This window comes from Variovorax sp. IB41 (assembly GCF_016405905.1).
In the GTDB taxonomy this organism is placed as follows: domain Bacteria; phylum Pseudomonadota; class Gammaproteobacteria; order Burkholderiales; family Burkholderiaceae_C; genus Variovorax.
Genome location: NZ_JAEFCB010000003.1, coordinates 181,798 through 202,245, shown reverse-complemented (window position 1 = coordinate 202,245; position 20,448 = coordinate 181,798). Strand labels below are relative to the sequence as shown.

The 20,448-nt window shown below is 67.8% G+C and carries 20 protein-coding genes; 13 read left to right on the top strand and 7 right to left on the bottom strand.

The annotated features are described in order from the left end of the window. Positions 1-13 precede the first annotated feature (13 nt). The 4 genes from xrtQ to JC881_RS09550 all read left to right on the top strand — a co-directional run bounded on the left by xrtQ (position 14) and on the right by JC881_RS09550 (position 3,539). Positions 14-943, top strand: coding sequence for an exosortase Q (gene xrtQ / locus JC881_RS09565; protein ID WP_198785478.1), 930 nt, complete (start codon positions 14-16; stop codon positions 941-943). Then, entirely contained in the window at positions 924-1,493 is a 570-nt protein-coding gene (locus JC881_RS09560) for a hypothetical protein (protein WP_198785477.1), read from the top strand. The genes xrtQ and JC881_RS09560 overlap by 20 nt, the downstream gene beginning before the upstream one ends. Before the next feature lie 88 nt (positions 1,494-1,581). Beyond that, positions 1,582-2,772: a biosynthetic peptidoglycan transglycosylase gene (locus JC881_RS09555; RefSeq protein ID WP_332875212.1), complete on the top strand. Its 1,191-nt coding sequence runs from the start codon at positions 1,582-1,584 to the stop codon at positions 2,770-2,772. After that, complete coding sequence (locus tag JC881_RS09550; protein ID WP_198785476.1) at positions 2,769-3,539, top strand: GNAT family N-acetyltransferase; 771 nt, start codon at positions 2,769-2,771, stop codon at positions 3,537-3,539. The genes JC881_RS09555 and JC881_RS09550 overlap by 4 nt, the downstream gene beginning before the upstream one ends. Positions 3,540-3,543: 4 nt before the next feature. On the opposite strand, the gene JC881_RS09545 is transcribed toward JC881_RS09550, so the two are convergent. Then, positions 3,544-4,203, bottom strand: a complete 660-nt coding sequence (locus JC881_RS09545) for a TetR/AcrR family transcriptional regulator (protein ID WP_198785475.1) — start codon at positions 4,201-4,203, stop codon at positions 3,544-3,546. Between the two features lie 135 nt (positions 4,204-4,338). Here JC881_RS09545 and JC881_RS09540 point away from each other — a divergent pair, with 135 nt between their 5' ends. The 5 genes from JC881_RS09540 (at position 4,339) to JC881_RS09520 (ending at position 9,164) form a co-directional block, all read left to right on the top strand. Continuing rightward, positions 4,339-5,742, top strand: a complete 1,404-nt coding sequence (locus JC881_RS09540) for a carotenoid oxygenase family protein (RefSeq protein WP_198785474.1) — start codon at positions 4,339-4,341, stop codon at positions 5,740-5,742. After that, complete coding sequence (locus JC881_RS09535) at positions 5,739-6,296, top strand: hypothetical protein (RefSeq protein WP_198785473.1); 558 nt, start codon at positions 5,739-5,741, stop codon at positions 6,294-6,296. Before JC881_RS09540 ends, JC881_RS09535 begins: the two co-directional genes overlap by 4 nt. A 59-nt stretch (positions 6,297-6,355) precedes the next feature. After that, positions 6,356-7,243 (top strand): pirin family protein, encoded by an 888-nt coding sequence (locus tag JC881_RS09530; RefSeq protein WP_198785472.1) that lies wholly within the window; start codon positions 6,356-6,358, stop codon positions 7,241-7,243. A 122-nt stretch (positions 7,244-7,365) separates the two neighbouring features. After that, on the top strand, positions 7,366-8,439 hold the full coding sequence (locus tag JC881_RS09525) for a flavodoxin family protein (protein WP_198785471.1): 1,074 nt from the start codon (positions 7,366-7,368) through the stop codon (positions 8,437-8,439). A gap of 149 nt (positions 8,440-8,588) precedes the next feature. Next, positions 8,589-9,164: a Spy/CpxP family protein refolding chaperone gene (locus JC881_RS09520; RefSeq protein WP_198785470.1), complete on the top strand. Its 576-nt coding sequence runs from the start codon at positions 8,589-8,591 to the stop codon at positions 9,162-9,164. A gap of 94 nt (positions 9,165-9,258) precedes the next feature. On the opposite strand, the gene JC881_RS09515 is transcribed toward JC881_RS09520, so the two are convergent. After that, entirely contained in the window at positions 9,259-9,690 is a 432-nt protein-coding gene (locus JC881_RS09515) for a serine/threonine protein kinase (RefSeq protein WP_198785469.1), read from the bottom strand. Between the two features lie 261 nt (positions 9,691-9,951). Here JC881_RS09515 and JC881_RS09510 point away from each other — a divergent pair, with 261 nt between their 5' ends. From JC881_RS09510 to JC881_RS09500, 3 genes are read left to right on the top strand one after another with little or no spacing between them, the layout of a single operon-like run. Next, on the top strand, positions 9,952-10,740 hold the full coding sequence (locus tag JC881_RS09510) for an endonuclease/exonuclease/phosphatase family protein (RefSeq protein ID WP_198785468.1): 789 nt from the start codon (positions 9,952-9,954) through the stop codon (positions 10,738-10,740). A 13-nt stretch (positions 10,741-10,753) separates the two neighbouring features. After that, entirely contained in the window at positions 10,754-12,031 is a 1,278-nt protein-coding gene (gene clsB / locus JC881_RS09505; RefSeq protein ID WP_198785467.1) for a cardiolipin synthase ClsB, read from the top strand. Positions 12,032-12,053: 22 nt separating this feature from the next. Beyond that, positions 12,054-13,007, top strand: a complete 954-nt coding sequence (locus JC881_RS09500) for a lysylphosphatidylglycerol synthase domain-containing protein (RefSeq protein WP_198785466.1) — start codon at positions 12,054-12,056, stop codon at positions 13,005-13,007. A gap of 21 nt (positions 13,008-13,028) precedes the next feature. On the opposite strand, the gene JC881_RS09495 is transcribed toward JC881_RS09500, so the two are convergent. Beyond that, positions 13,029-13,604, bottom strand: a complete 576-nt coding sequence (locus JC881_RS09495) for an acyloxyacyl hydrolase (protein WP_198785465.1) — start codon at positions 13,602-13,604, stop codon at positions 13,029-13,031. A gap of 201 nt (positions 13,605-13,805) precedes the next feature. On the opposite strand from JC881_RS09495, the gene JC881_RS09490 reads away from it, so the two are divergent. After that, on the top strand, positions 13,806-14,303 hold the full coding sequence (locus JC881_RS09490) for a polyhydroxyalkanoate granule-associated phasin (RefSeq protein ID WP_198785464.1): 498 nt from the start codon (positions 13,806-13,808) through the stop codon (positions 14,301-14,303). Positions 14,304-14,325: 22 nt separating this feature from the next. Here JC881_RS09490 and JC881_RS09485 read toward each other — a convergent pair whose 3' ends face one another. The 4 genes from JC881_RS09485 to gyrB form a co-directional block, all read right to left on the bottom strand. After that, positions 14,326-15,588, bottom strand: a complete 1,263-nt coding sequence (locus tag JC881_RS09485) for a metallophosphoesterase (RefSeq protein WP_198785463.1) — start codon at positions 15,586-15,588, stop codon at positions 14,326-14,328. Positions 15,589-15,730: 142 nt separating this feature from the next. Beyond that, complete coding sequence (locus tag JC881_RS09480) at positions 15,731-16,225, bottom strand: hypothetical protein (RefSeq protein WP_198785462.1); 495 nt, start codon at positions 16,223-16,225, stop codon at positions 15,731-15,733. Between the two features lie 121 nt (positions 16,226-16,346). Continuing rightward, on the bottom strand, positions 16,347-16,871 hold the full coding sequence (locus JC881_RS09475; protein ID WP_198785461.1) for a hypothetical protein: 525 nt from the start codon (positions 16,869-16,871) through the stop codon (positions 16,347-16,349). A 908-nt stretch (positions 16,872-17,779) separates the two neighbouring features. Then, positions 17,780-20,401 carry a DNA topoisomerase (ATP-hydrolyzing) subunit B gene (gene gyrB / locus JC881_RS09470; protein WP_198785460.1) on the bottom strand — a complete coding sequence of 874 codons (2,622 nt, stop codon included), beginning with the start codon at positions 20,399-20,401 and terminating at the stop codon, positions 17,780-17,782. Positions 20,402-20,448: the final 47 nt, after the last annotated feature.

Sequence of the window (20,448 nt, the reverse complement as noted above, 5' to 3'; positions counted from 1 at the left end):
GATCGAGAAGAACATGTCCTTGGCAACGCTCGCCCACCGTCATCCGCGCATCGTGGATTGGGGCATTCACATCGACCGCACGCCGGCCGCCGGCTGGCTCGCGCTGCAGTTCGCCGCGCTGACGCCCACGTGGGCATGGATGGTCCAGCGCATGCGCGACGGCTCGGACGATCCGCTGGGCCTGGTGGCGCTGGTAGCGCTCGCAGCATTGGCGTGGCAATGCCGGCGCGAGCTGCGCGCCTCCCCGCGGTTGGGCTGGCTGGCGCTCGCAGGCGCCGGCACTGTGCTCGCCACGCTGCTGCGCTCGGGGCTCGGCATCGTGCCCGCGCTGCCCCCGTTGGCGGCGGGATTGGTGGCCGTGCTGGCACTGGCCTGCGGCCTGCTGGCCTTCCTGCCGAGGCGCGTGGCTGCATTGCCGGTGGCGGGATTGGCGGTGCTTGCGCTGCCGCTGCTGTCGTCGCTGCAGTTCTACGCGGGCTATCCGCTGCGCGTGGTGACCGCCGAGGCCAGCCGCTGGCTGCTCGCGCCGGGCTTCGATGTGGCGCGTGAAGGCACGAGCCTGATGGTGGACGGCCGCCTGGTGATCGTCGATGCGCCCTGCTCCGGCGTGCAGATGGTGTGGCTGGGCTACTTCACGGCCTGCGCCGTCGCGCTGTGGGCGCGCCGCAGCGACAAGGCCTTCGTGCGGCGCCTGCCGATGGTCGGCCTGCTGGTGCTGGCCGGCAACATCGTGCGCAACAGCGTGCTCATCGCTTTCGAGGGCGCGGGCCATGCATTGGCGCCGTGGGCGCACAACGCGCTGGGCCTGGTCGTGCTGGCGGCCGTGTGCGGCGCCATCGCACGCCTGATGGTGCCCGCGCGCGCCGTGCCGGAACCTGGCGACCACCCGATCCCGGGCCTGATCACCACGCAAGGAGGCCGCCATGTCGACACCGTTCTTTGAACGCTGGTTCGCCAATCATTTCATCAACCGCATCGGCCACAAGAGCGCCTTCGCGCTGGCGATGCTGCTGTGCATGCTCTGGTCGACCGCGGCGGCGCTGCGCGCGCCGGATGCACTCGGCGAGACGGCGATGTCCCATGAATGGCCCAGCCAGTGGGACGGTGTTCCGTTGCGCCCGCTCGCGCTGAGCGAGGTCGAGCAGCGCTTCGCCGACCGCTTCCCCGGCGCCATCGGACGCATGACGGACGGCACCCAGACCCTCGTCATGCGCGAGGTGAAACAGCCCACGCGCATGCTCCATCCGGCCGCGGACTGCTATCGCGCGCTCGGCTACCGCATCGAACAGGCGCGGCTGGAGCGCGATGCGCAGGCGCGTTTGTGGCGCTGTTTTGTTGCGCAACGGCACGGCGCGCAAAAGTTCCGCGTTTGCGAGCGCATCGTCGATGCCCGAGGCACCGCTTTCACCGACACTTCAGCCTGGTACTGGTCGGCGGCCAGCGGGCAGTCGACCGGCCCGTGGCAAGCCGTCACCGTGGCGAGACCGATGTGAGAGCGTGTTTGTGAAGAAGACCTTGCGATTTGTGCTTTTCGGGCTGCTGGCCCTCGTGTTGACAGCGCTTGTAGCTATCTTTCTGATAGTGAAATTCGCGCTGGCACCGGCGGCGGGCGAATGGAGCACCTCGGTGAAAGCCGGCCCGCTCGATTTCGAGATCGGCGTGCCGACGGCCGTGCGCCTGGCCACATCGCCCTGGTTCGCGCCGCGCCTGGACGGCCACTCGCTCGACACCCGTTTCGGCACCGTGCGTTTCAGCTGGAAAGATGCGACGGGCCTGCAGGAGCTGCGTTGCGAGCCCTGCAGCGTCGAGGTGCCCGCGCTCGGCACGCAGCCGATCAAGGTCGAGCGCCTGGTGGCCACGGTGCGCCGCGACGGCAACACGCTGACCGGCACCTTCGAAGCCACCCCCAGGACCACCGAGACGGACATGCTCCAGGGCCAATGGGAAGGCCGCCTGGCGCCCAAGAACCTGCATCTGAGCGCCAAGGTCCAGGACGCGCCCATCGCCCGCTGGTATGCGGTGCTGCTGCCCACGCTGCCCGAGCTGCAGCGCGCGCGCATCGGCGGCACGCTCGCGCTGAGCGGCCAGCTGGTGCTGCCCGAAGCCACCTTCGCCGTGCAGCCGGTCATCAGCCAGTTCACGGTCCAGGGGCTCGGCACCGAGGCGATGCTCGGCGCCCGCACCAGCTGCGGCCCTTCCGCCAAGCTGGCCAACGACAGCTGGCTGGCGCGCGCCGTCATCGCGGCCGAAGACCAGCGCTTCTTCACGCACGCCGGCTACGACATCACCGAGATCCTCGCGTCGATCGACAACAACCAGAAGGAAGGCCAGACCAAGCGCGGCGGCAGCACGCTCACCCAGCAACTGGCCAAGCTGCTGGTGACCGGCAGCGACCGCACGGCCGAGCGCAAGCTGCGCGAAATGCTCTACGCGGTCGAGATGGAGCAGACGCTGGGCAAGGCCCGCATCCTGCAGCTCTATCTGGACAACGCGCCCTGGGGCGGCAACATCTGCGGCGCCGAGGCGGCGGCGCGGCGCTACTTCAAGCGCAGCGCGCGCACGCTGGAGCCCGCGCAGGCCGTGTGGCTCGCCGCGATGCTGCACAAGCCGCAGGCCGTGCTCGAACAATGGCGCCGCGACGGACGCATCGACGCGGACCGCACCAAGTGGGTTGCGGAAAGCGTGCGCGGCATCAGCCGCAACCAGCGCGAAACACTGCTCAAGAGCGTGGCCGCAGCCAAGTACACCGCACCGGAAGCCAGTACCCCATGACCACAGCGCCAAGCATCGCCGACATCGAAGCCATCGAGCGCGCCACCATCGCAGCGGTGTCGCCCGAGGCGTCCGAGGAGCTCGACGGCTGGCTGCTGCCTTTCGATGGCGGCACCGTCAAGCGCGCCAAGTCGGCAGTTCCCCTGCATCGCAGCGCGGTGGACGCGGCCACGCTCGACCGCATCGAGGACCGCTACGACAGCCGCCAGGTCGTGCCCGCGCTGCGGCTGGCCGACGTCGACTGCTTCGACGGCCTGCGCGCCGAGCTGGAGCGCCGGCACTACGTGCAGGACAACCCCACCTGCGTGCAGATCGGAACGGCGCGGCAGATGCGGCAAGTGGCGCCCGGCGCCGGTTCGATGGCCGATGTGGACCGTGCCCCCGACGATGCCTGGGCCGCGCTGTTTCTCGGCGAAGGGTTCGACCCGGTGGACGGCGCCCACCGCGTGCGCTCGCTGGCCCGCGCCAAGGGCTCGCTCTATGCCAGCGTGCGCGAGAACGGACGCACCGTGGCCGCGGGCGCCATGGCCTTCGGGCACGGCTGGGCCAGCGTGCACGGCATGCGCACCGACAAGGCGCACCGCGGCCGGGGACTCGCTGGGCGCGTGCTGGCGGGGCTCGCACAAGCGGCGTTGACGGCGGGCTTCGAACGCGTGTTCCTGCAGGTCGATGCGCAGAACCATCCGGCGCTGTCGCTTTACCGCCGCGCCGGGTTCACAACCCACTGGCAATACCGCTACTGGCAACGCCAGCAGTGGCCTGGATAAAGCCTCAGGGCTTTTGTTCAGGCGCCTCGCCTGCTTCGAAGCCGAAGCGCGCATCCCGCAGCGTTGCATCGACCAAATCGATCGGGCTAGCGAATCCGGGCGTGACCTGGAGGATGCCGCCCAGGCGCTGGTCGATCAGCAAAATCGCCAGGCCGTGCACGTAGCCCCACGCGGCGGTCATCCGCACGGCTTCGGTGTCGCCCAGTGACACCGGCGTTTCCCCCGAGGTTTCCGGCCTGCCGCCGATGATGGCGGCCATCACGCGCATCGCCTCGCGGGCGGATTCGTGCAGCGCGGGGCGGCGCATGTCGATCATCTCGTTGCGGAACATCAGGCCGAACATCGCCGCGTTGTCATGGGCGAAGTGCACATAGGCGCGGGCGATCGCATTGCGGCGCTCGCGCACGTCGGCCGTCTCGGGCGCGGCGCTGCGCATCGCCTCGGTCAGGCGCCGGAAGCCGACCGCGGCCAGCTCGCTCACCAAGCCCGTCGTGTCGCCGAAATGGTGCTTGGGCGCCGTGTGCGACACCCCTGCCTCCCGGGCGATGGCCCGCAGGCCCAGGCCGGGAATGCCGTCGCGCAGCAGCACCGTCTCGGCCGCGGCGAGCAGGGCCTCGGGCAGGGAGCCGTGGTGGTAGCGCTTGGGCGGGGTGTCGGTGGTCATCGGGGAGAAGAGCGAAGAACGGGAAGGAAGTCAAAAATCTTACCACTGGAAAAATCCCTTGACTTCATCGGCCGGTTCGTTGATATTTCCACTGGAAAGATATGCGAGCGATCTAACGAATTCCCAGGAGCCCCGATGAACGACGCCACCCTCCCCCGCACCCCGCCGCCCAACATGGGGCCGATCGACTTCGAGACGGAACTCGGTCCGCTGCCCCTGCAAGGCGCCCTGCCCGAAGGCCTGCGCGGTACGCTGGTGCGCAACGGCCCGAACCCAGTGGTGCCCGATCCCAAGGCGCACTGGTTCGCGGGCGACGGCATGCTGCATTCGTTCACCCTGGCGGACGGCCAGGTGGGCTACCGCAACCGCTGGGTGCGCACCGAGCTCTGGCGGGCCGCCACCGAAGGGCGCGACCTCGCAAGCGGCTTCCAGAAGGCACCCGCCGGCCAGGCGCCCCAGCCGACCGACGGCACGGCCAACACCAACGTGATCGGCCACGCCGGCCACATGCTCGCGCTGGAGGAGGCGCACCTGCCGATCGAAGTCGACCTGCGCACGCTCGACACCCTGGGCGCCACCGATTTCGACGGCGCCCTGCAGGGCAGCTTCACCGCCCATCCGAAGACCGATCCGCGCACCGGCGAGTTGCTGTTCTTCGGCTACGGAACGCCGGCGCGGCTGTCGAACGGCATGAGCTTCGGCGTGATCTCGCCCGAGGGCCGCGTCGCGCGCTTCGAGCAGTTCGAGGCGCCCTACGCCAGCATGGTCCACGACTTCATGGTGACCGACCGCCACGTGATGTTCCCCATCATGCCGCTCACCGCCAGCATGGAGCGCGCCCAGAGCGGCCGCCCGCCCTACGCCTGGGAGCCGGAATACGGCACCCGCGTGGGCGTGATGCCGCGGGGCGGCAGCACCGCCGACATCGTCTGGTGGCGCGGCGCGAGCTGCTACATGTTCCACGTCATGAACGCCTGGGAGGCCGGCGGCAGCCTGTTCGCCGACGTGATCCAGTTCGCCACGCCGCCGCTCTTTCCGAAGCCCGACGGCTCGCCCGCGAGCGAGACGACGCCGCCCAGCTGGCTGGCGCGCTGGCAGTTCGATCTGTCGATGCCGTCGCGCGAATTCACGCAGACGCGGCTGGAGGACATTTCGGGCGAATTCCCGCGCATCGACGATCGCTTCGCAGGCCTGCCGTACCGCCACGGCTGGTACGTGTGCCGGGCCGAGGCGCAGCCCGGCGAACCGCAGCGCCTCTATGCGGGCCTGCGCCACGTCGACCACGTCTTGGGTGGGCACGACATGTACGTGTTCCCCGCGCCCGACCTGGTGTCCGAGGGCGTCTTCGTCCCGCGCGCGCCCGATGCGGAAGAAGGCGACGGCTGGCTGCTGGCCACCGTGTGGCGCGGCGCGACGAACACCAGCGATCTCGTCATCTTCGACGCCCGCGCGCTGGCCAAGGGGCCGGTCTGCACGGCGTCGCTGCCGCACCGCGTGCCGGTGGGCTTTCATGGCAACTGGTTTGGAGAACGCGCATGAGCATGCTGCTGGCCTTCGTGCCCTTCATCGTCTTCGCGGTGTTCGACCGCGTCCTGGGCGTCGTGCCCGCGCTGTGCGCCGCGGCGCTGCTCTCGGCCGCCTTCCTCGCGCGCGACTGGTTGAGCCCCAAGCGCACGGTCAAGGTGCTGGAGATCGGCACCGTGCTGCTGTTCGGTGGCCTCGCCGTCTATGCCCTCGCGGCGCACACCGAGTGGTCGCTGCTGGGCGTGCGCCTGCGCGTGGACGCCGGCCTCCTGATCGTGGTGCTCGGCTCCATGCTCATCGGCCAGCCCTTCACGCTGCAGTACGCCAAGGAGCAGACGCCGCCCGAGGTGTGGACGCAGCCGGGCTTCCGGTGGGTCAACAACGTCATCACCGCCGCATGGGCCGTCGCCTTCGCGCTCATGGTGCTGGCGGACGTGGCCATGATCTACCTGCCCGCGCTGCCCCTGTGGGTGGGCATTGCGGTGACGGTCGCGGCCATCGTCGGCGCGATCCGCTTCACCCAGTGGTACCCCGAGCACATGCGGGCGAAATTCCAGGCTGCCGGCTGACACGGATGCGCTCGTCCCCACCGGTGGCGCGGTCGGGGGGTTAGTGACACCATGGGCCGATGAAGAAGAATGCCAACCACCCCACCGAACCCGTCACCACGCCGCGCAGCCTCGACCACATCGTGGCGGGCGTTTCCACCAGCGACGGCGACGGCGTCAAACTCACCCGCGTGCTGCAGCAGCCGCTGCAGAAACGGCTCGACCCGTACCTGATGCTCGACGCTTTCGGCAGCGACAACCCGGGCGACTACATCGGCGGCTTTCCGAACCATCCGCACCGGGGCTTCGAAACCGTCACGTACATGATCGCGGGCCGCATGCGCCACCGCGACAGCGCGGGCCACGAAGGGCTGCTGGAGAACGGCGGCGTGCAGTGGATGACCGCCGGCCGCGGCCTCGTGCACAGCGAGCTGCCCGAGCAGGAAGAGGGCCTCATGGAAGGCTTTCAGCTCTGGCTCAACCTGCCCGCCAAGGACAAGATGCGCGAGCCCTGGTACCGCGACATCCAGAGCGAAGAGATCCCCGAATACACCACCGCCGAAGGCGTGCACGTGCGCGTGATCGCCGGCACCAGCCACGGCATCGAAGGCGCGGTGCTGCGCGCGCACACCGAGCCGCTCTACCTGGACATCACGCTGCCGCCGGGCGCCGAGTTCGCGCAGCCGCTGCCCGCGGACCACAACGTGCTGGTCTACGTGTTCCGCGAATCGCTCTGGATTGCGGGAAGCGAAGTGCCGACGCGCCGCATGGCGATTCTTGCCAACGACGCGGGCAGCGACGGCGTGGTGCTGCGTGCCGGCGCCACCAACCACAGCCCGGCGCGCGCGCTGCTCATCGCGGGCCGGCCGCTGCACGAACCCATCGCGCAGTACGGTCCGTTCGTGATGAACACGCAGGAAGAAGTGAAGCAGGCGGTGCACGACTTCCAGAACGGCCAGCTCGGCTGAGAGGCTGAGAGGCTGAAAGGTCGAGAGGCCGAGCGCTGAGGCCAGGTTGTAGTCGCGGGCCTACCGAAAGTCGGCATCGCGGTGCAGGCCGCGTCGTGGCATCCGGCGCATAGATTGCGCACATGCCCCCCACGATCCGCAAAGGACAGGCGCCCGACACGCTGCAGCGCGCCCAGTTCCACAACCGCTTCATGCAGCCCTTCCAGGACCCGGCTTTCAAGGCCGAGTCCGATTCGCTGCAGCGCATCGAACTGATCGCGTGGGAGGCCTACCAGGAAGGCCGCAAGTCGCCCGTCACGCGCAAGGCGGGGCCCGGCTATGCGGACCCCGACTACGACCTCTCGGTCGACTGGCTCGAGGCCAAGGCGCGCATCGATGCCGCGCAGGCGGCGTGGGGCCAGCCGCAGACGCGCTCGCGCGTCTTGCTGATCAACGGCTCCCCGCGAAACGACGGCACCTGCCCCGGCGAGATCTCCAAGACCTGGCGCCTCACCGAGTTGGCGCGCGAAGTGCTCGAAGGCAGCGGCATCGAAACCGACGTGCTCGACCTGAGCCTCGTCACCTCGGAATACGGCCGGCAGATCCATCCCTGCAAGGGCTGCGTCTCCACCGCCATGCCACTGTGCCACTGGCCCTGCAGTTGCTACCCCAACCATTCGCTGCGCCAGACCGGCGACTGGATGAACGAGATCTACGAACGCTGGGTCGCCGCGCACGGCGTGATCCTGCTCACGCCCACGCACTGGTACCAGGCCACCAGCCCGTTGAAGCTGATGATTGACCGGCTCGTGTGCGCCGACGGCGGCAACCCCGACCCCACCAGCACGCACGGCAAGAAGCCCGAAGAGGCCAAGGCCCTCGAGCTCGAGGGCTGGGGCTATCCCAAGCACCTCGACGGCCGCGTCTACGGCGTGGTGGTGCACGGCGACGTGGCCGGCGTCGAAAGCCTGCGCCGCAATCTCACCGACTGGCTCGACTGGATGGGTTTGATTGATGCCGGCATGCAGGCGCGCCTGGACCGCTACATCGGTTACTACGAGCCCTATGCGACCAGCCACGACGCGCTGGACGAAGACGCCGACGTGCAGGAAGAAGTGCGCAACGTGGCGCGCGCCGTCGCTCGCGCCGTGGGCGAATTGCGCGCCGGCAAATTGCAGGCGCCCGATCGGGGCCTGAAGCACCCGCGACCCAAATAAGTCACACGCAAAAGGCGTGGCCCATCGCGCGATTCACCATTCTTTACGCAAGCTCACTCCAGGCTAACGGAGGCGATACAGAGGTCTTCCACACTTGCCCTCACCTGCTGCCCCTCGGTGGCGGGCTTCTTCGAAAGGAAGCACTTCTCATGATTTCTCTTCGCCAACGCATCGTCTGGGCGAGCCTCCTGGGCTCCGCCGCCCTCGCCTCTTCGGGTGCCTTCGCTCAAGCGCCGGCCGCCACCACCACGCCGGCACCTGCCGCCGCCGTGGCGCAGGCCGACACCACCGCCGCGCCCAAGGCGCAGCACAAGCGCATGGACCCGGCCCAGCGCATGGAGCGCATGAAGGAGCACCGTGCCAAGCGCCTCGCCGCGCTGAAGGACAAGCTCAAGCTGACCGCCGCCCAGGAAGGCGCATGGAGCACCTACACCACGGCCAACCAGCCGCCGGCCGGTGCCCGCCCGCAGCGCATGGACCGCGCCGAGTTCGCCAAGCTGACCACGCCCGAGCGCCTGGAACGCATGAAGGCCCGCCAGGCCGAGCGCAGCGCGATGTTCGCCAAGCGCGCCGATGCCACCAAGACCTTCTATGCCGCGCTGACGCCCGAGCAGCAGAAGACCTTCGATGCCGAAACGGTGCATGCCGGCGGCCACGGCCATCGCTTCCATCGCGGCCACGACGGCCATGACGGCCAGCGCAACGCAGCGCCCGTCAAGAGCTGAGCAACGGACCACCGCCGACGGTGGCCCCTGAAACAAAAGAGCCCGCAGCGCACAAGGCGCTGCGGGCTCTTTTTCGTTCAGGTGCGGTACCCGCTTACTTCGGCGTACCGGTCTTGTCGGTCGGATTGGTCGGCACTTCCGGGCGCTCGCCCTTTTCGCCGAAGCGCGGCTTCACCTTGCGCGCCTGCTGGCTGACCTCCGCGCGCGACATCTCGCCAGTCGGCTGCGGCATGGCGTTGGGCTGGTGGTTGATGGTGGTCGTGGCCTCGCCCTTGGGCACCATGCTGTTGGCGTTGTTGCGGTTCTGCACGCGCGCCTCGGCCTTCACGGCTTCGCGCGAGGCCGGCATCGAGTTGTCGGGGCGCTGCGGCGGATTGGCCACGCCGGCCGGCGTCATCGTGCTGGCCTCGCCGCCCACGGACGGGTCGGGCTGCGCGGGGATCGACGTGGCCTGGGCCATCGCGCCGCCGGCCGCGGCCATCAGCACGGCAAGCACCGTACTTCGAACAATGGTTTGCTGCTTCATGGTGTGTTCCTTTGCTTGTCTCGAATGAGTGATGGTTGGAGTGAATGGAGAAACTTGGGCCGCCTTGTTCGCCAGCCCTGAAATCACCGTAGGAGGCCCTTGAAGCGGCCCGTGTCGGGGCGCGGCAGGCGTGCCTGTAGGAGCCCGCCTCCCGCGCGCGAAGGTGTAGCGAAAACCGCGCGAAACGGTGCGCGGAACGGCACGCAAGAAGGTGGCGCGTTCCTACAGGCGCAGCCGGTGCGCCCACGTACAACCGGGTTGATGTCTTCCTCCCCGATCCCCGAGGCCGTGCCGGCGCCCGCGCCGACCTCGCTCAAGGTCATGACGGTGAACACCCACAAGGGCTTCACCGCGCTCAACCGCAAGTTCATCCTGCCCGAGCTGCGCGACGCCGTGCGCACGGTGGGCGCCGACGTGGTGTTCCTGCAGGAGGTGCTGGGCACGCACTCGCGGCATTCGCGCAAGGTGAGCAACTGGCCGGAGGCGCCGCACTACGAATTCCTGGCCGACACCATGTGGCCGCAGTTCGCCTACGGCCGCAACGCCGTGTACCCGAAGGGCCACCACGGCAACGCGGTCCTGTCGAAATTTCCGATCGTGCATTTCCGCAACCACGACGTGTCGGTGAGCGGCCCCGAGAAGCGCGGCCTGCTGCACTGCGTGCTGCGCCTGCCGGGCCGCACGGTCGATGTGCATGTGATCTGCGCGCACCTGGGGCTGGCCGAGGCGCACCGCCAGCAGCAGCTGGAGCTGCTCTGCCACATCGTGCGCGACGAAGTGCCGGCCGACGCGCCGCTGATCGTGGCGGGCGACTTCAACGACTGGCGCGGCCGCGCGCACGAGGTGCTGGAAAAAGGCGCCGCACTGCGCGAGGTGTTCGTGCATGCCAACGGGCGCGCCGCGAAGACCTTTCCCTCGCGGTTCCCGGTGCTTTCGCTGGACCGCATCTACGTTCGCAACGCCGGCGTGCACGCGCCGGTGGTGCTGCCGCGCAGGCCCTGGTCGCACCTGTCGGACCACGCGCCGCTGGTGGCGGACATCGATCTTTGAGCGGGGCGCAGCCATGAGCCAGAACCATTGGATTGGCGGGAACCGCATCGAGCTGCTGGAGAACGGCGAGGAGTTCTTTCCGCGCGTGTTCGACGCGATCCGCGCGGCAGAGCGCGAAGTGATCGTCGAGACCTTCATCCTGTTCGAGGACAAGGTGGGCCTCGCGCTGCACGCGGCGCTGCGCGAAGCCGCGCAGCGCGGCGCCAAGGTCGACCTGATGGTGGACGGCTTCGGCTCGCCCGATCTCTCGCGCGAATTCATCGAAGGGCTCACCTCGGTCGGCGTGAAGGTGCGGGTGTTCGATCCGGGCCATCGCTTCATGGGGCAGCGGCTGAATGTGTTCCGCCGCATGCACCGCAAGATCGTGGTGGTCGATGGCGAGCGCGCCTTCGTCGGCGGCATCAACTATTCGGCCGACCATCTGATGGACTTCGGCCCCAAGGCCAAGCAGGACTACGCGGTGGAGCTCGCCGGCCCGATCGTGGCGGAGATCCACCAGTTCGTGCTGCGTGCCATCGCCGTCGGCGGCAAGGGCGCGGGGTGGTTCCGCCGCCGGCTCAAGCAGGCGCCGCCGGTGCGCCACACCGTGGCCGGTGAGGCCGACGCGATCCTCGTCACGCGCGACAACCGCCGCCACACCAACGACATCGAGCGCCACTACCGCGCCGCGATCCGCTCGGCGCGCGAGCGCATCGTGATCGCCAACGCGTACTTCTTTCCGGGCTACCGGCTCATCAAGGAGCTCCGGCGCGCCGCGCGCCGGGGCGTGGACGTGCGGCTCATCCTGCAGGGCGAGCCCGACATGCCGATCGTGAAGACCGCGGCCAGCATGCTCTACCACCACCTGCTGCACGCGGGCGTGCGCATCTACGAGTACTGCGACCGGCCGCTGCACGGCAAGGTCGCGTTGATGGACGACCGCTGGAGCACGGTGGGCTCGAGCAACCTCGATCCGCTGAGCCTGTCGCTCAATCTCGAAGCCAACGTGGTCGTGCGCGACAAGGCCTTCAACGAGGTGCTGTGGAACCGCATGGACCAGCTCATGCAGAACAGCTGCAAGCGCATCGAAACGACAGACCTCGCGAGCGAATGGAGCGGCTGGCGGCTGGTGCGCAGCTTCTTCATCTTTCACTTCTTGCGCTGGTATCCCGCGTGGCTGGACCGCCTGCCGCGCCATGCGCCGCGGCTGACGCTCGCCGAGGCGACCGATCTGGCCGAACGGCAGAAGAACGAGAAGAACAACAACGCCCACAACAACACCGGCGGCGCCACGCCGACGGAAGCGGCATGAGGCTGGTGCGGCCCATCAAGTTATGACCGCGATGGCCCTCGCTCGCCAGTCCTGGTGGCCCTGGGCCCGCCGCGTGGTCGTGTGGGGCTTCTTCGGGCTCGTCGCCTGGCTGCTGGTGACCCAGGCGCGCGCCATCGACTGGAGCGAGGTGCTCGATGCGATCCGCGCGCTGCCCGCGACCACGTTGCTCGCGGCCGGCGCATTGGCCGCCTGCAGCTTCGCGCTCTACAGCACCTACGACCTGCTGGGCCGGCACTTGACCAGGCACAAGCTGGGCGCCGGCTCCGTGATGGGCGTGACCTTCATCAGCTACGCCTTCAACCTGAACTTCGGCTCGCTGGTCGGCGGCGTGGCCTTTCGCTACCGGCTCTATTCGCGCCTGGGCCTGGGCAACGCGACCATCACCCGCGTGCTGGGCTTCAGCATGCTGACCAACTGGCTCGGCTACCTGGTGGTGGCCGGCGCGGCCTTCTTTTTCTGGCCGATGACGCTGCCGCCCGAATGGAAGCTCGGCAGCGGCGGCCTGCGCGTGCTCGGCGCTGCGCTGCTGGCGCTGTCGGCGGGTTATCTGGCGCTGTGCGCCTTTTCGGCCGGGCGCGTGTGGCGTGTGCGCGGCCACACGTTCAAGACGCCGGGGCTCGCGATGGCGCTGCTGCAGCTGGCGATGTCGTGCCTCAATTGGTCGCTGATGGGCGGCGTGATCTGGCTGCTGCTGCAGGGTCAGGTCGGCTATCCGCACGTGCTCGCGGTGCTGCTGGTGGCCGCTGTGGCCGGCGTCGTCACGCACGTGCCGGCGGGGCTCGGCGTGCTCGAGGCGGTGTTCGTCGCGCTGCTGTCGTACCAGGTGCCCGAAGCCACGCTGCTGGGGGCGCTGCTGGCCTATCGCGGCCTTTATTACCTGCTGCCCCTGGCGGTGGCGCTGGGCGCCTACCTGGTCATGGAGATGCGCGCGCGCCGCCGTCGCCGGCTGGCCTAGCGCCCTGCCTCAGAAGCTGCCTCAAAAATGGTACGTGTAGCGCAGGCGCAGGAACGTCTCGCCCGGGTTGGGCTTCTTGATGCCGCCATTCGACACGTGCTGCACCCGCAGCGAGACTTCGTGCGCGCCGTTGTCGCCGAAGCTGCGCCCGATGCCCAGCACCTCGGTGAACTGGAAGGCTGTGCTGAAGCTGCGGTCGGGCGTGCGGTAGACATGGTCCATCAAGGTCGCGCCCACGCCGCCTTCGGCGAACCAGGGCGAGGCGCCGTCGCCGAAGCGATAGCGCAAGGTGTAGATCGCGCCGATCTGGACGAAATTGCGTGGGCCGTCGTCCAGCGGGCGCGCATGCCAGTTGCTCACGAAAAAGTCGAGGTACGAGCTGAGCGCGCCTCCCGGCGGCCTCTCGGTGATCGACCACGGCACCGTCATGCCGAGGGTGGTCGAGTTGGTGTCGCCCCGTTCCCCGTGCCGTGCGTGGCCGCCATCGATGTAGAAGCCGCGGGTGTCGTCTCCAAAAGCGTGAGCCGCCGTGCCCAGCAAGCCGAAAAGACCTGCGAACACGGCGGCCCGGAGGGGCGCGCAAGGATTTGATTTCATGTTGTGAGCGTCCGATGCGGATGGTGAGAGAAAGTCTGCATATTTACTTTCCATGACGTCCCGCGCGGCGACAGCACGTAATTTCCACATCCGAAGGTAGGACTTGTTCACCAAGAATGCGGATTGATATTGCTGCACTGCAGCAATCGAAACGGTCGAGGCCTATAGTGGTTCTCCTCCTCCCACGCATTGGCCCCCCACATGTCATCTCTCAGTTCCACCGCCCGTCTGGCCAATCCGTTCATGCAGTGGCTCGACCTGGCCCAGAAGACCAACGAGATGCTGCTGTCCTCCGGCTCGGTGATCCGCATGCGGACCGAGCGCATCGCCAAGGCCGGGCTCACGCCCACCGCGGCCGATCTGGCGGAGTTCCAGCTCATGGGGCACGAGAAGCTCGCCGCCGCGAGCGAATCGGGCATCGCGATGGTCAAGCAGTGGCACAGCAGCCATTTCGCGCTGGCCAACAAGGCGCTGCAGCAGTGGCTCCAGGGCACGACGGCCTTCTTCTCGATGGCCGGCAGCGTCACCCCTGCGCAGGCGGCCGCGCGCAGCGATGCCTTCGTGCAGACCGCGACCCGCTCGGCGAACGCAGCCAGCCAGCTCTCCGGCGTTGCTGTCCGCATCGCGCGCGAAGGCCTCAAGCCCATTCACGCCGCGGCCACGTCGAACGCGCGGCGACTGGCCGAACTGCAATCCTGAAGAGAAAAGAAGCGCGGCGCCGTCAGGGCCGCGCGGGCACCAGCGTCAGCAGCGTGATTTCCGAAGGCGCACCGAAGCGCTTCGGCGGTCCCCAGTAGCCGGTGCCCCGGCTCACGTAGATCCACATGTCGTGCAGCCGGTGCAGGCCCGCCGTGAAAGGCTGCTGCATCGGCACGAACAGGTTCCACGGAAAGAACTGGCCGCCATGCGTGTGGCCCGACAGCTGCAGCTGGTAGCCCGCCGCGGCCGCCACCGTCGCGCTGCGCGGCTGGTGCGCCAGCAGCACGCGCGTGTGCACCAGCGGCGGCGCATCGAACAGCGCCAGGTGCGGATCGCTCGCATGCGCCGCGTCGAAGTGCCCGGCGGTGAAGTCGGTCACGCCGGCCAGCACCAGGGCGCTTTCGAAGAGTTCCTCATCGGTCTGCGCGCCGCGCACGTTGCGCGTCTGCAGCACCACGTGCTCGTTGAGCAGCACCTTCAGCCCGAGCCGGCGCAGCTCGTCGATCCAGGCATGCGCGCCCGCGTAGTACTCGTGGTTGCCCGTGACCACGAAAGTGCCGTGGCGCGCGCGCAGGCCGGCGAGCGGCGCGATGTGTTCGCGCAGTTCGGGCACCGTGCCGTCCACGAGGTCGCCGGTGATCGCGATGGCGTCGGCGCCCAGCCGGTTCACCGCGTCGACGATGCGCTGGATGTAGGCGCTGCGGATCGTCGGCCCGACGTGGATGTCGCTCAGCTGCGCGATCGTGAAGCCCTCCAGCGCCGTCGGCAGCCCGCGGATCGGCACCTCCACGCGCTTGACGCCCGCCGTGCGGCGCGCGTTGATGAAGCCCACCAGCGACGTGCCCGTGGCCATCACCAGCACCGCCAGCGCGCTCCACGGCAAGAGCGCATTCCAGCGCACCTCTGCCACGCCCAGCGCGCTCGCGAGCCAGGTGAGCAGCAGGCCGGCATCGCGCAGCAGCGTCAGCACGAACATCGAGGAGAACCAGCCCATGCTGATGAGCCCGACCCACTTGAGCACCTCGCCCACCGATGCGTTGGGCGCGATGCGGCGCGAGACGAAAGGCAACGGGATCGTGAGCGCCGACACCACCAGCAGCGCCAGCAGCACCAGCGCCAGCGCCAGCGGCCACGCCGGCGTGAGCATGGCCAGCGCGGGCACGAGGCGCAGCGCGATGTAGACGTGCAGCAGCGCGGTCAGGGCGCTCAGGGGGCGGATCGGCATCGGGGCAATGGGTTCGGGCATTGCCCGGGATACACCACCTGCAAGGCGCATGCCGCGCATTCAAGACGCCCGAAGGCGTTGCCGTCGCTATTTTTTCTATAGCGCACGGCGCCCGGATAGCGGGCGCTGCGGGTTGACGATCGTCAAAATTTCGCCGCCGGACGGGCCTCGGCGAACTGTGCCGTCCGCCGGCGCCGCCGCGTCACTGCACCGTGCGCGTGCCGGCCGAGGCCATGTCGGTGCCCGCCGGCCATTCGAAGACGGCCTTCGCGGCCGCGCCCTGCAGCACATGCAGCGGCTGCTTGAGCACCTGGCTGCCGATGCGCGCTTCGACTTCGTAGTTGCCCGGCTCCAGCCGCGCCACCATGAACGGGCCGCCCGAGACCACGTTCTCCAGCAGCGCGGTGCCGCTGCTGTCGCGCACCGTGACGTGCACGCCGGCGGCGAAGTCGGCGCTGCCCTTGTGGTCCTTGACCGCGAATTCGAACGTGGCGGGCCAGCGCGGCGAGACCGTCTCCATCAGCTGCGCTTCATCGCTACCGATGCCGCCGCTCATGTATTCGACGCCGTGCGTCATGTAGATCGGCGGATTCACCGCCGCCTGGGCCGTCGAAAACGCCCCCAGCAGGACGGCGCCGCACAACAGGGCGGCCGCCAGCGGCCGCGTGCCCGGTGAAGAAGAAAAACGGGAGGTCATGGTCTTGAATCCTTTCCTGGTCGTGGTGGCGAGAAGCCACATCGCGAATGTGCGGCGCACGACTTAGAAAAGGCTGACCACAGGCCACGCATGCGGCCGTGGTGCTCTTGCCGATGAATGCTCAGCGGGCGGCGGAAGTCTGCGCCAGCGCCTGCGTCTGCGGCATCGGCGGCGTGACCGAGGCCATGTCGAAGTTCGACGGCCAGAGGAACGACGCGCGGGCCGGCGCGCCGGCAATCACGATCAGCGACTGGGTGAGCGTGAGCCCGCCCAGCGTCACGTTCACGTCGTAGGCGCCGGGGTTCAGGCGCGCCAGCATGTAGGGCGCGCGCGTTTCCACGTCCATCACTGCCTGGCCGGTGTACTTCTGGCGGATCTGCACCGAGGCCTTGGCCGGAAAGCCGGCCAGCTGCGCGCCCTTGCCATCGCTCACGCCCAGCTCGATCGTCGCGGCCCAGCGCGGCGCCACCATTTCCATGAACTCGGCCTCGCCCTTGACTGCGCCGCCGCACATGTACTCGATGCCCTGCGCCACCTGGATGGGCGGGTTCGAGAAAGCGTGGGCCGGCAAAACGGCGCCGAGGAATGCTGCTGTACCGCCCAGTACCAAAGCGGCCAGGGGCCGCCGGAGACGCGTAGGGTTCATTGCTTGTTGTCCTCGATCTTGCATGACGTGAAATCCGTCGAGGATTTTGCTTAGCAAGAGTCGGGCTAGATATAGCGTTTACGAGGAACGATCCTCGAATTCGAGTTGAACGCTATTGTTTTAATAGCTGATGACGGCTGTGTGACGGGCATCGCGGCCCGTTTCGGCTACCTACCTCACGGAAACCCTGATGTGCGACGGTCTGGAGGGCGGTCCGCGGGGGTGCATGGGCCGGGCCTACGGCGGTGCATGGCCGCGCGCCGGCTCGCGTCCGCGTGCCTTTATTCATGCCTCGATGAACACGAAAAGCCATGTCTCACGAGTTGTCATCGTCGAGCAGCAACACCAACAGCGCAATAGCCGGATGCAGCCAGCTAGATGAATACGTCAGAAGGCTCGATGTCGCCGCGCGGCGGCCGCAGGATTTGAATTCGCAGGATCGCTTGCGGAGCGAAAGAAAGGCAGCGCGGGACCGGCGGTTTTGGCTAGGCCGCCAATAGCGCGGTGCAAGAGCGAAGCAATTGAATAGGCAATTTAATTAGAACTCCCCCGGATTTTTTTGCTTTAGAAGTCAGGGGGAAGAAGAATATACGGCTGATAAATAAGCCAGCCAGTGATCGCCCGGAAGCCCCTGTTTATGCGGCTTCAGCCCAGGAAGGCCGGAGAAATTTCTGGCTCTCCCGCCGGTTGAAAGCCGAGAGATCATCCCGTCAAGACGCCACGGCGCAGGCATTTGAACGCCTCGGGCTATGGAATTTTCCAACGCACGTCATTCAATTCCTGCGCCAGGAATTGATAATTCGGTGAAGGTATTTTCGGTAAATTCCGGCCTATTGCGTCGGCGCAATAAAAATTGCCGCAATCCCCTCAGGAATTGCGGCAATCATTTCGGAAATTACGCGCTCCGCTCAAACGTCGATATTCGCCGCCCGCAATGCGTTCTGCTCGATGAACTCGCGCCGCGGTTCCACCTCGTCGCCCATCAGCATCGTGAACACGCGGTCCGCTTCGATCGCGTCGTCGATCTGCACGCGCAGGAGGCGCCGCACGGCCGGGTCCATGGTGGTTTCCCACAGCTGCTCGGGGTTCATTTCGCCCAGGCCCTTGTAGCGCTGGCGCGAGGTGGCGCGTTCGGCTTCGCTGATGAGCCACTTCATGGCCTGGCGGAAGTCGTCGACCTTTTCTTCCTTGGCGCGTTCGCCCTCGCCGCGCTTGACCACGGCACCTTCGGTGCTCAGGAGGCCGCGGAAGGTGTTGGCCGCTTCGGCCAGCGCGGCGTAGTCGGCGCCGTGCACGAAGTCCTGCGTGAGCACGCTGCTCTTGATGTTGCCGTGGTGGCGCCGGCTGATGCGCAAGAGCGGCTTGTCGGTGCGGGCGTCGAATTCGCTGCTCACCTCGGCCGGGATGCCGGTGGTGTTGAGTTCGCGCAGCTTGGCCTGCAGCGCCACGGCCGAGGCTTCGGCGGCGGGCGTGGTGTCCAGGTCGAGCGCCACGCCGTCGGCGATGGCGCGCAGGGCCTCGGCGTCCATGAAGTTGCGAAGGCGCGCGATCACGGCCTCGGCCACCTGGTGCTTGCGCGCCAGCTCGCCCAGCGTGTCGCCCGAGAGCGTGGTGGAGCCGGCGCCGCCGGTCTCGATGCGCGCGTCCTTCAACGCCACCTTCAAGAGGAACGCGTCCAGCGCGGGGCCGTCTTTCAGGTACTGCTCTTCCTTGCCGACCTTCACCTTGTACAGCGGCGGCTGCGCGATGTAGATGTGGCCGCGCTCGACCAGCTCGGGCATCTGCCGGTAGAAGAACGTGAGCAGCAGCGTGCGGATGTGGGCGCCGTCCACGTCGGCGTCGGTCATGATGATGATGCGGTGGTAGCGCAGCTTGGCGACGTTGAAGTCGTCCGCGCCGCCGCCCGAGGTCGTGGCGCCCGCGCGGCCGATGCCGGTGCCCAGCGCGGTGATCATCGTCAGGATTTCGTTGCTGGTGAGCAGCTTCTCGTAGCGCGCTTTCTCCACGTTCAGGATCTTGCCGCGCAGCGGCAGGATGGCCTGGAACTTCCGGTCGCGGCCCTGCTTGGCGGACCCGCCGGCGGAGTCGCCCTCCACCAGATAGACCTCGCAGAGGGCAGGATCTTTCTCCTGGCAGTCGGCCAGCTTGCCGGGCAGGCCCATGCCGTCGAGCACGCCCTTGCGGCGGGTCATTTCGCGGGCCTTGCGGGCCGCTTCGCGGGCGCGGGCGGCCTCGACGATCTTGCCGCAGATGATCTTGGCGTCGTTCGGGCGCTCCTGCAGGTAGTCGGTGAGCAGGCGGCCGACGATGTCTTCCACGGGCGCGCGCACTTCGCTGGACACCAGCTTGTCCTTGGTCTGGCTGGAGAACTTGGGCTCGGGCACCTTCACGCTCAGCACGCAGCACAGGCCTTCGCGCATGTCGTCGCCGGTGACTTCGACCTTCGCCTTCTTGGCGAACTCGTTCTCTTCGATGTACTTGTTGATGACGCGGGTCATCGCGGCGCGCAGGCCCGTCAGGTGGGTGCCGCCGTCACGCTGGGGGATGTTGTTGGTGAAGCAGAGCACCTGCTCGTTGTAGCCGCTGTTCCACTGCATGGCCACTTCCACGCCGATGTGCGTGCCGGGGATGCCGCCGTAGGTGTCGGCCGGCTTTTCGCCCGCCGCATAGAACGAGTTCGGGTGCAGGACGGTCTTGCCCTTGTTGATGAACTCCACGAAGCCGCGCACGCCGCCGGTGCCCGAGAAGTCGTCTTCCTTGCCGGTGCGCTCGTCCAAGAGGCGGATGCGCACGCCGTTGTTCAGGAAGCTCAGCTCGCGCAGGCGCTTGCTGAGAATTTCATAGTGGAAGTCGGCGTTCTCTTTGAAGATCTCGGTGTCGGGCAGGAAGTGCACTTCGGTGCCGCGCTTGTCGGTGTCGCCGATGATCTTCATGGGCGAGACCTCGAAGCCGTTCACGGTTTCCAGCAGGCGGTTCTGCACGAAGCCGCGGCTGAATTCGAGCTCGTGGATCTTGCCTTCGCGGCGCACGATCAGGCGCAGCTTCACGCTCAGCGCGTTCACGCAGGAGACGCCCACGCCGTGCAGGCCGCCCGAGACCTTGTAGCTGTTCTGGTTGAACTTGCCGCCCGCGTGCAGTTCGGTGAGGGCGATTTCGGCGGCCGAGCGCTTGGGCTCGTGCTTGTCGTCCATCTTCACGCCGGTCGGGATGCCGCGGCCGTTGTCGGTGACGGAGATGGAGTTGTCGCTGTGGATCGTGACGACGATGTCGTCGCAGTGGCCCGCGAGCGCCTCGTCGATGGAGTTGTCCACCACTTCGAACACCAGGTGGTGCAGGCCCGTGCCGTCGGAGGTGTCACCGATGTACATGCCGGGGCGCTTGCGCACGGCTTCAAGCCCTTCCAGGATCGTGATCGAGCCTTCGCCGTAGCTGGTGTCGGCCAGGATGACCTCGGGCGCGACGATCTGGACTTCAGGGGTGTAGACCGGCTCGGTGTGCGGGACTTCGGGCTTGTTTTCTTCTGCACTCATTCGATATTCCTCTATCTCTCTCACGGCATTGACGTGATTTTTCGGGC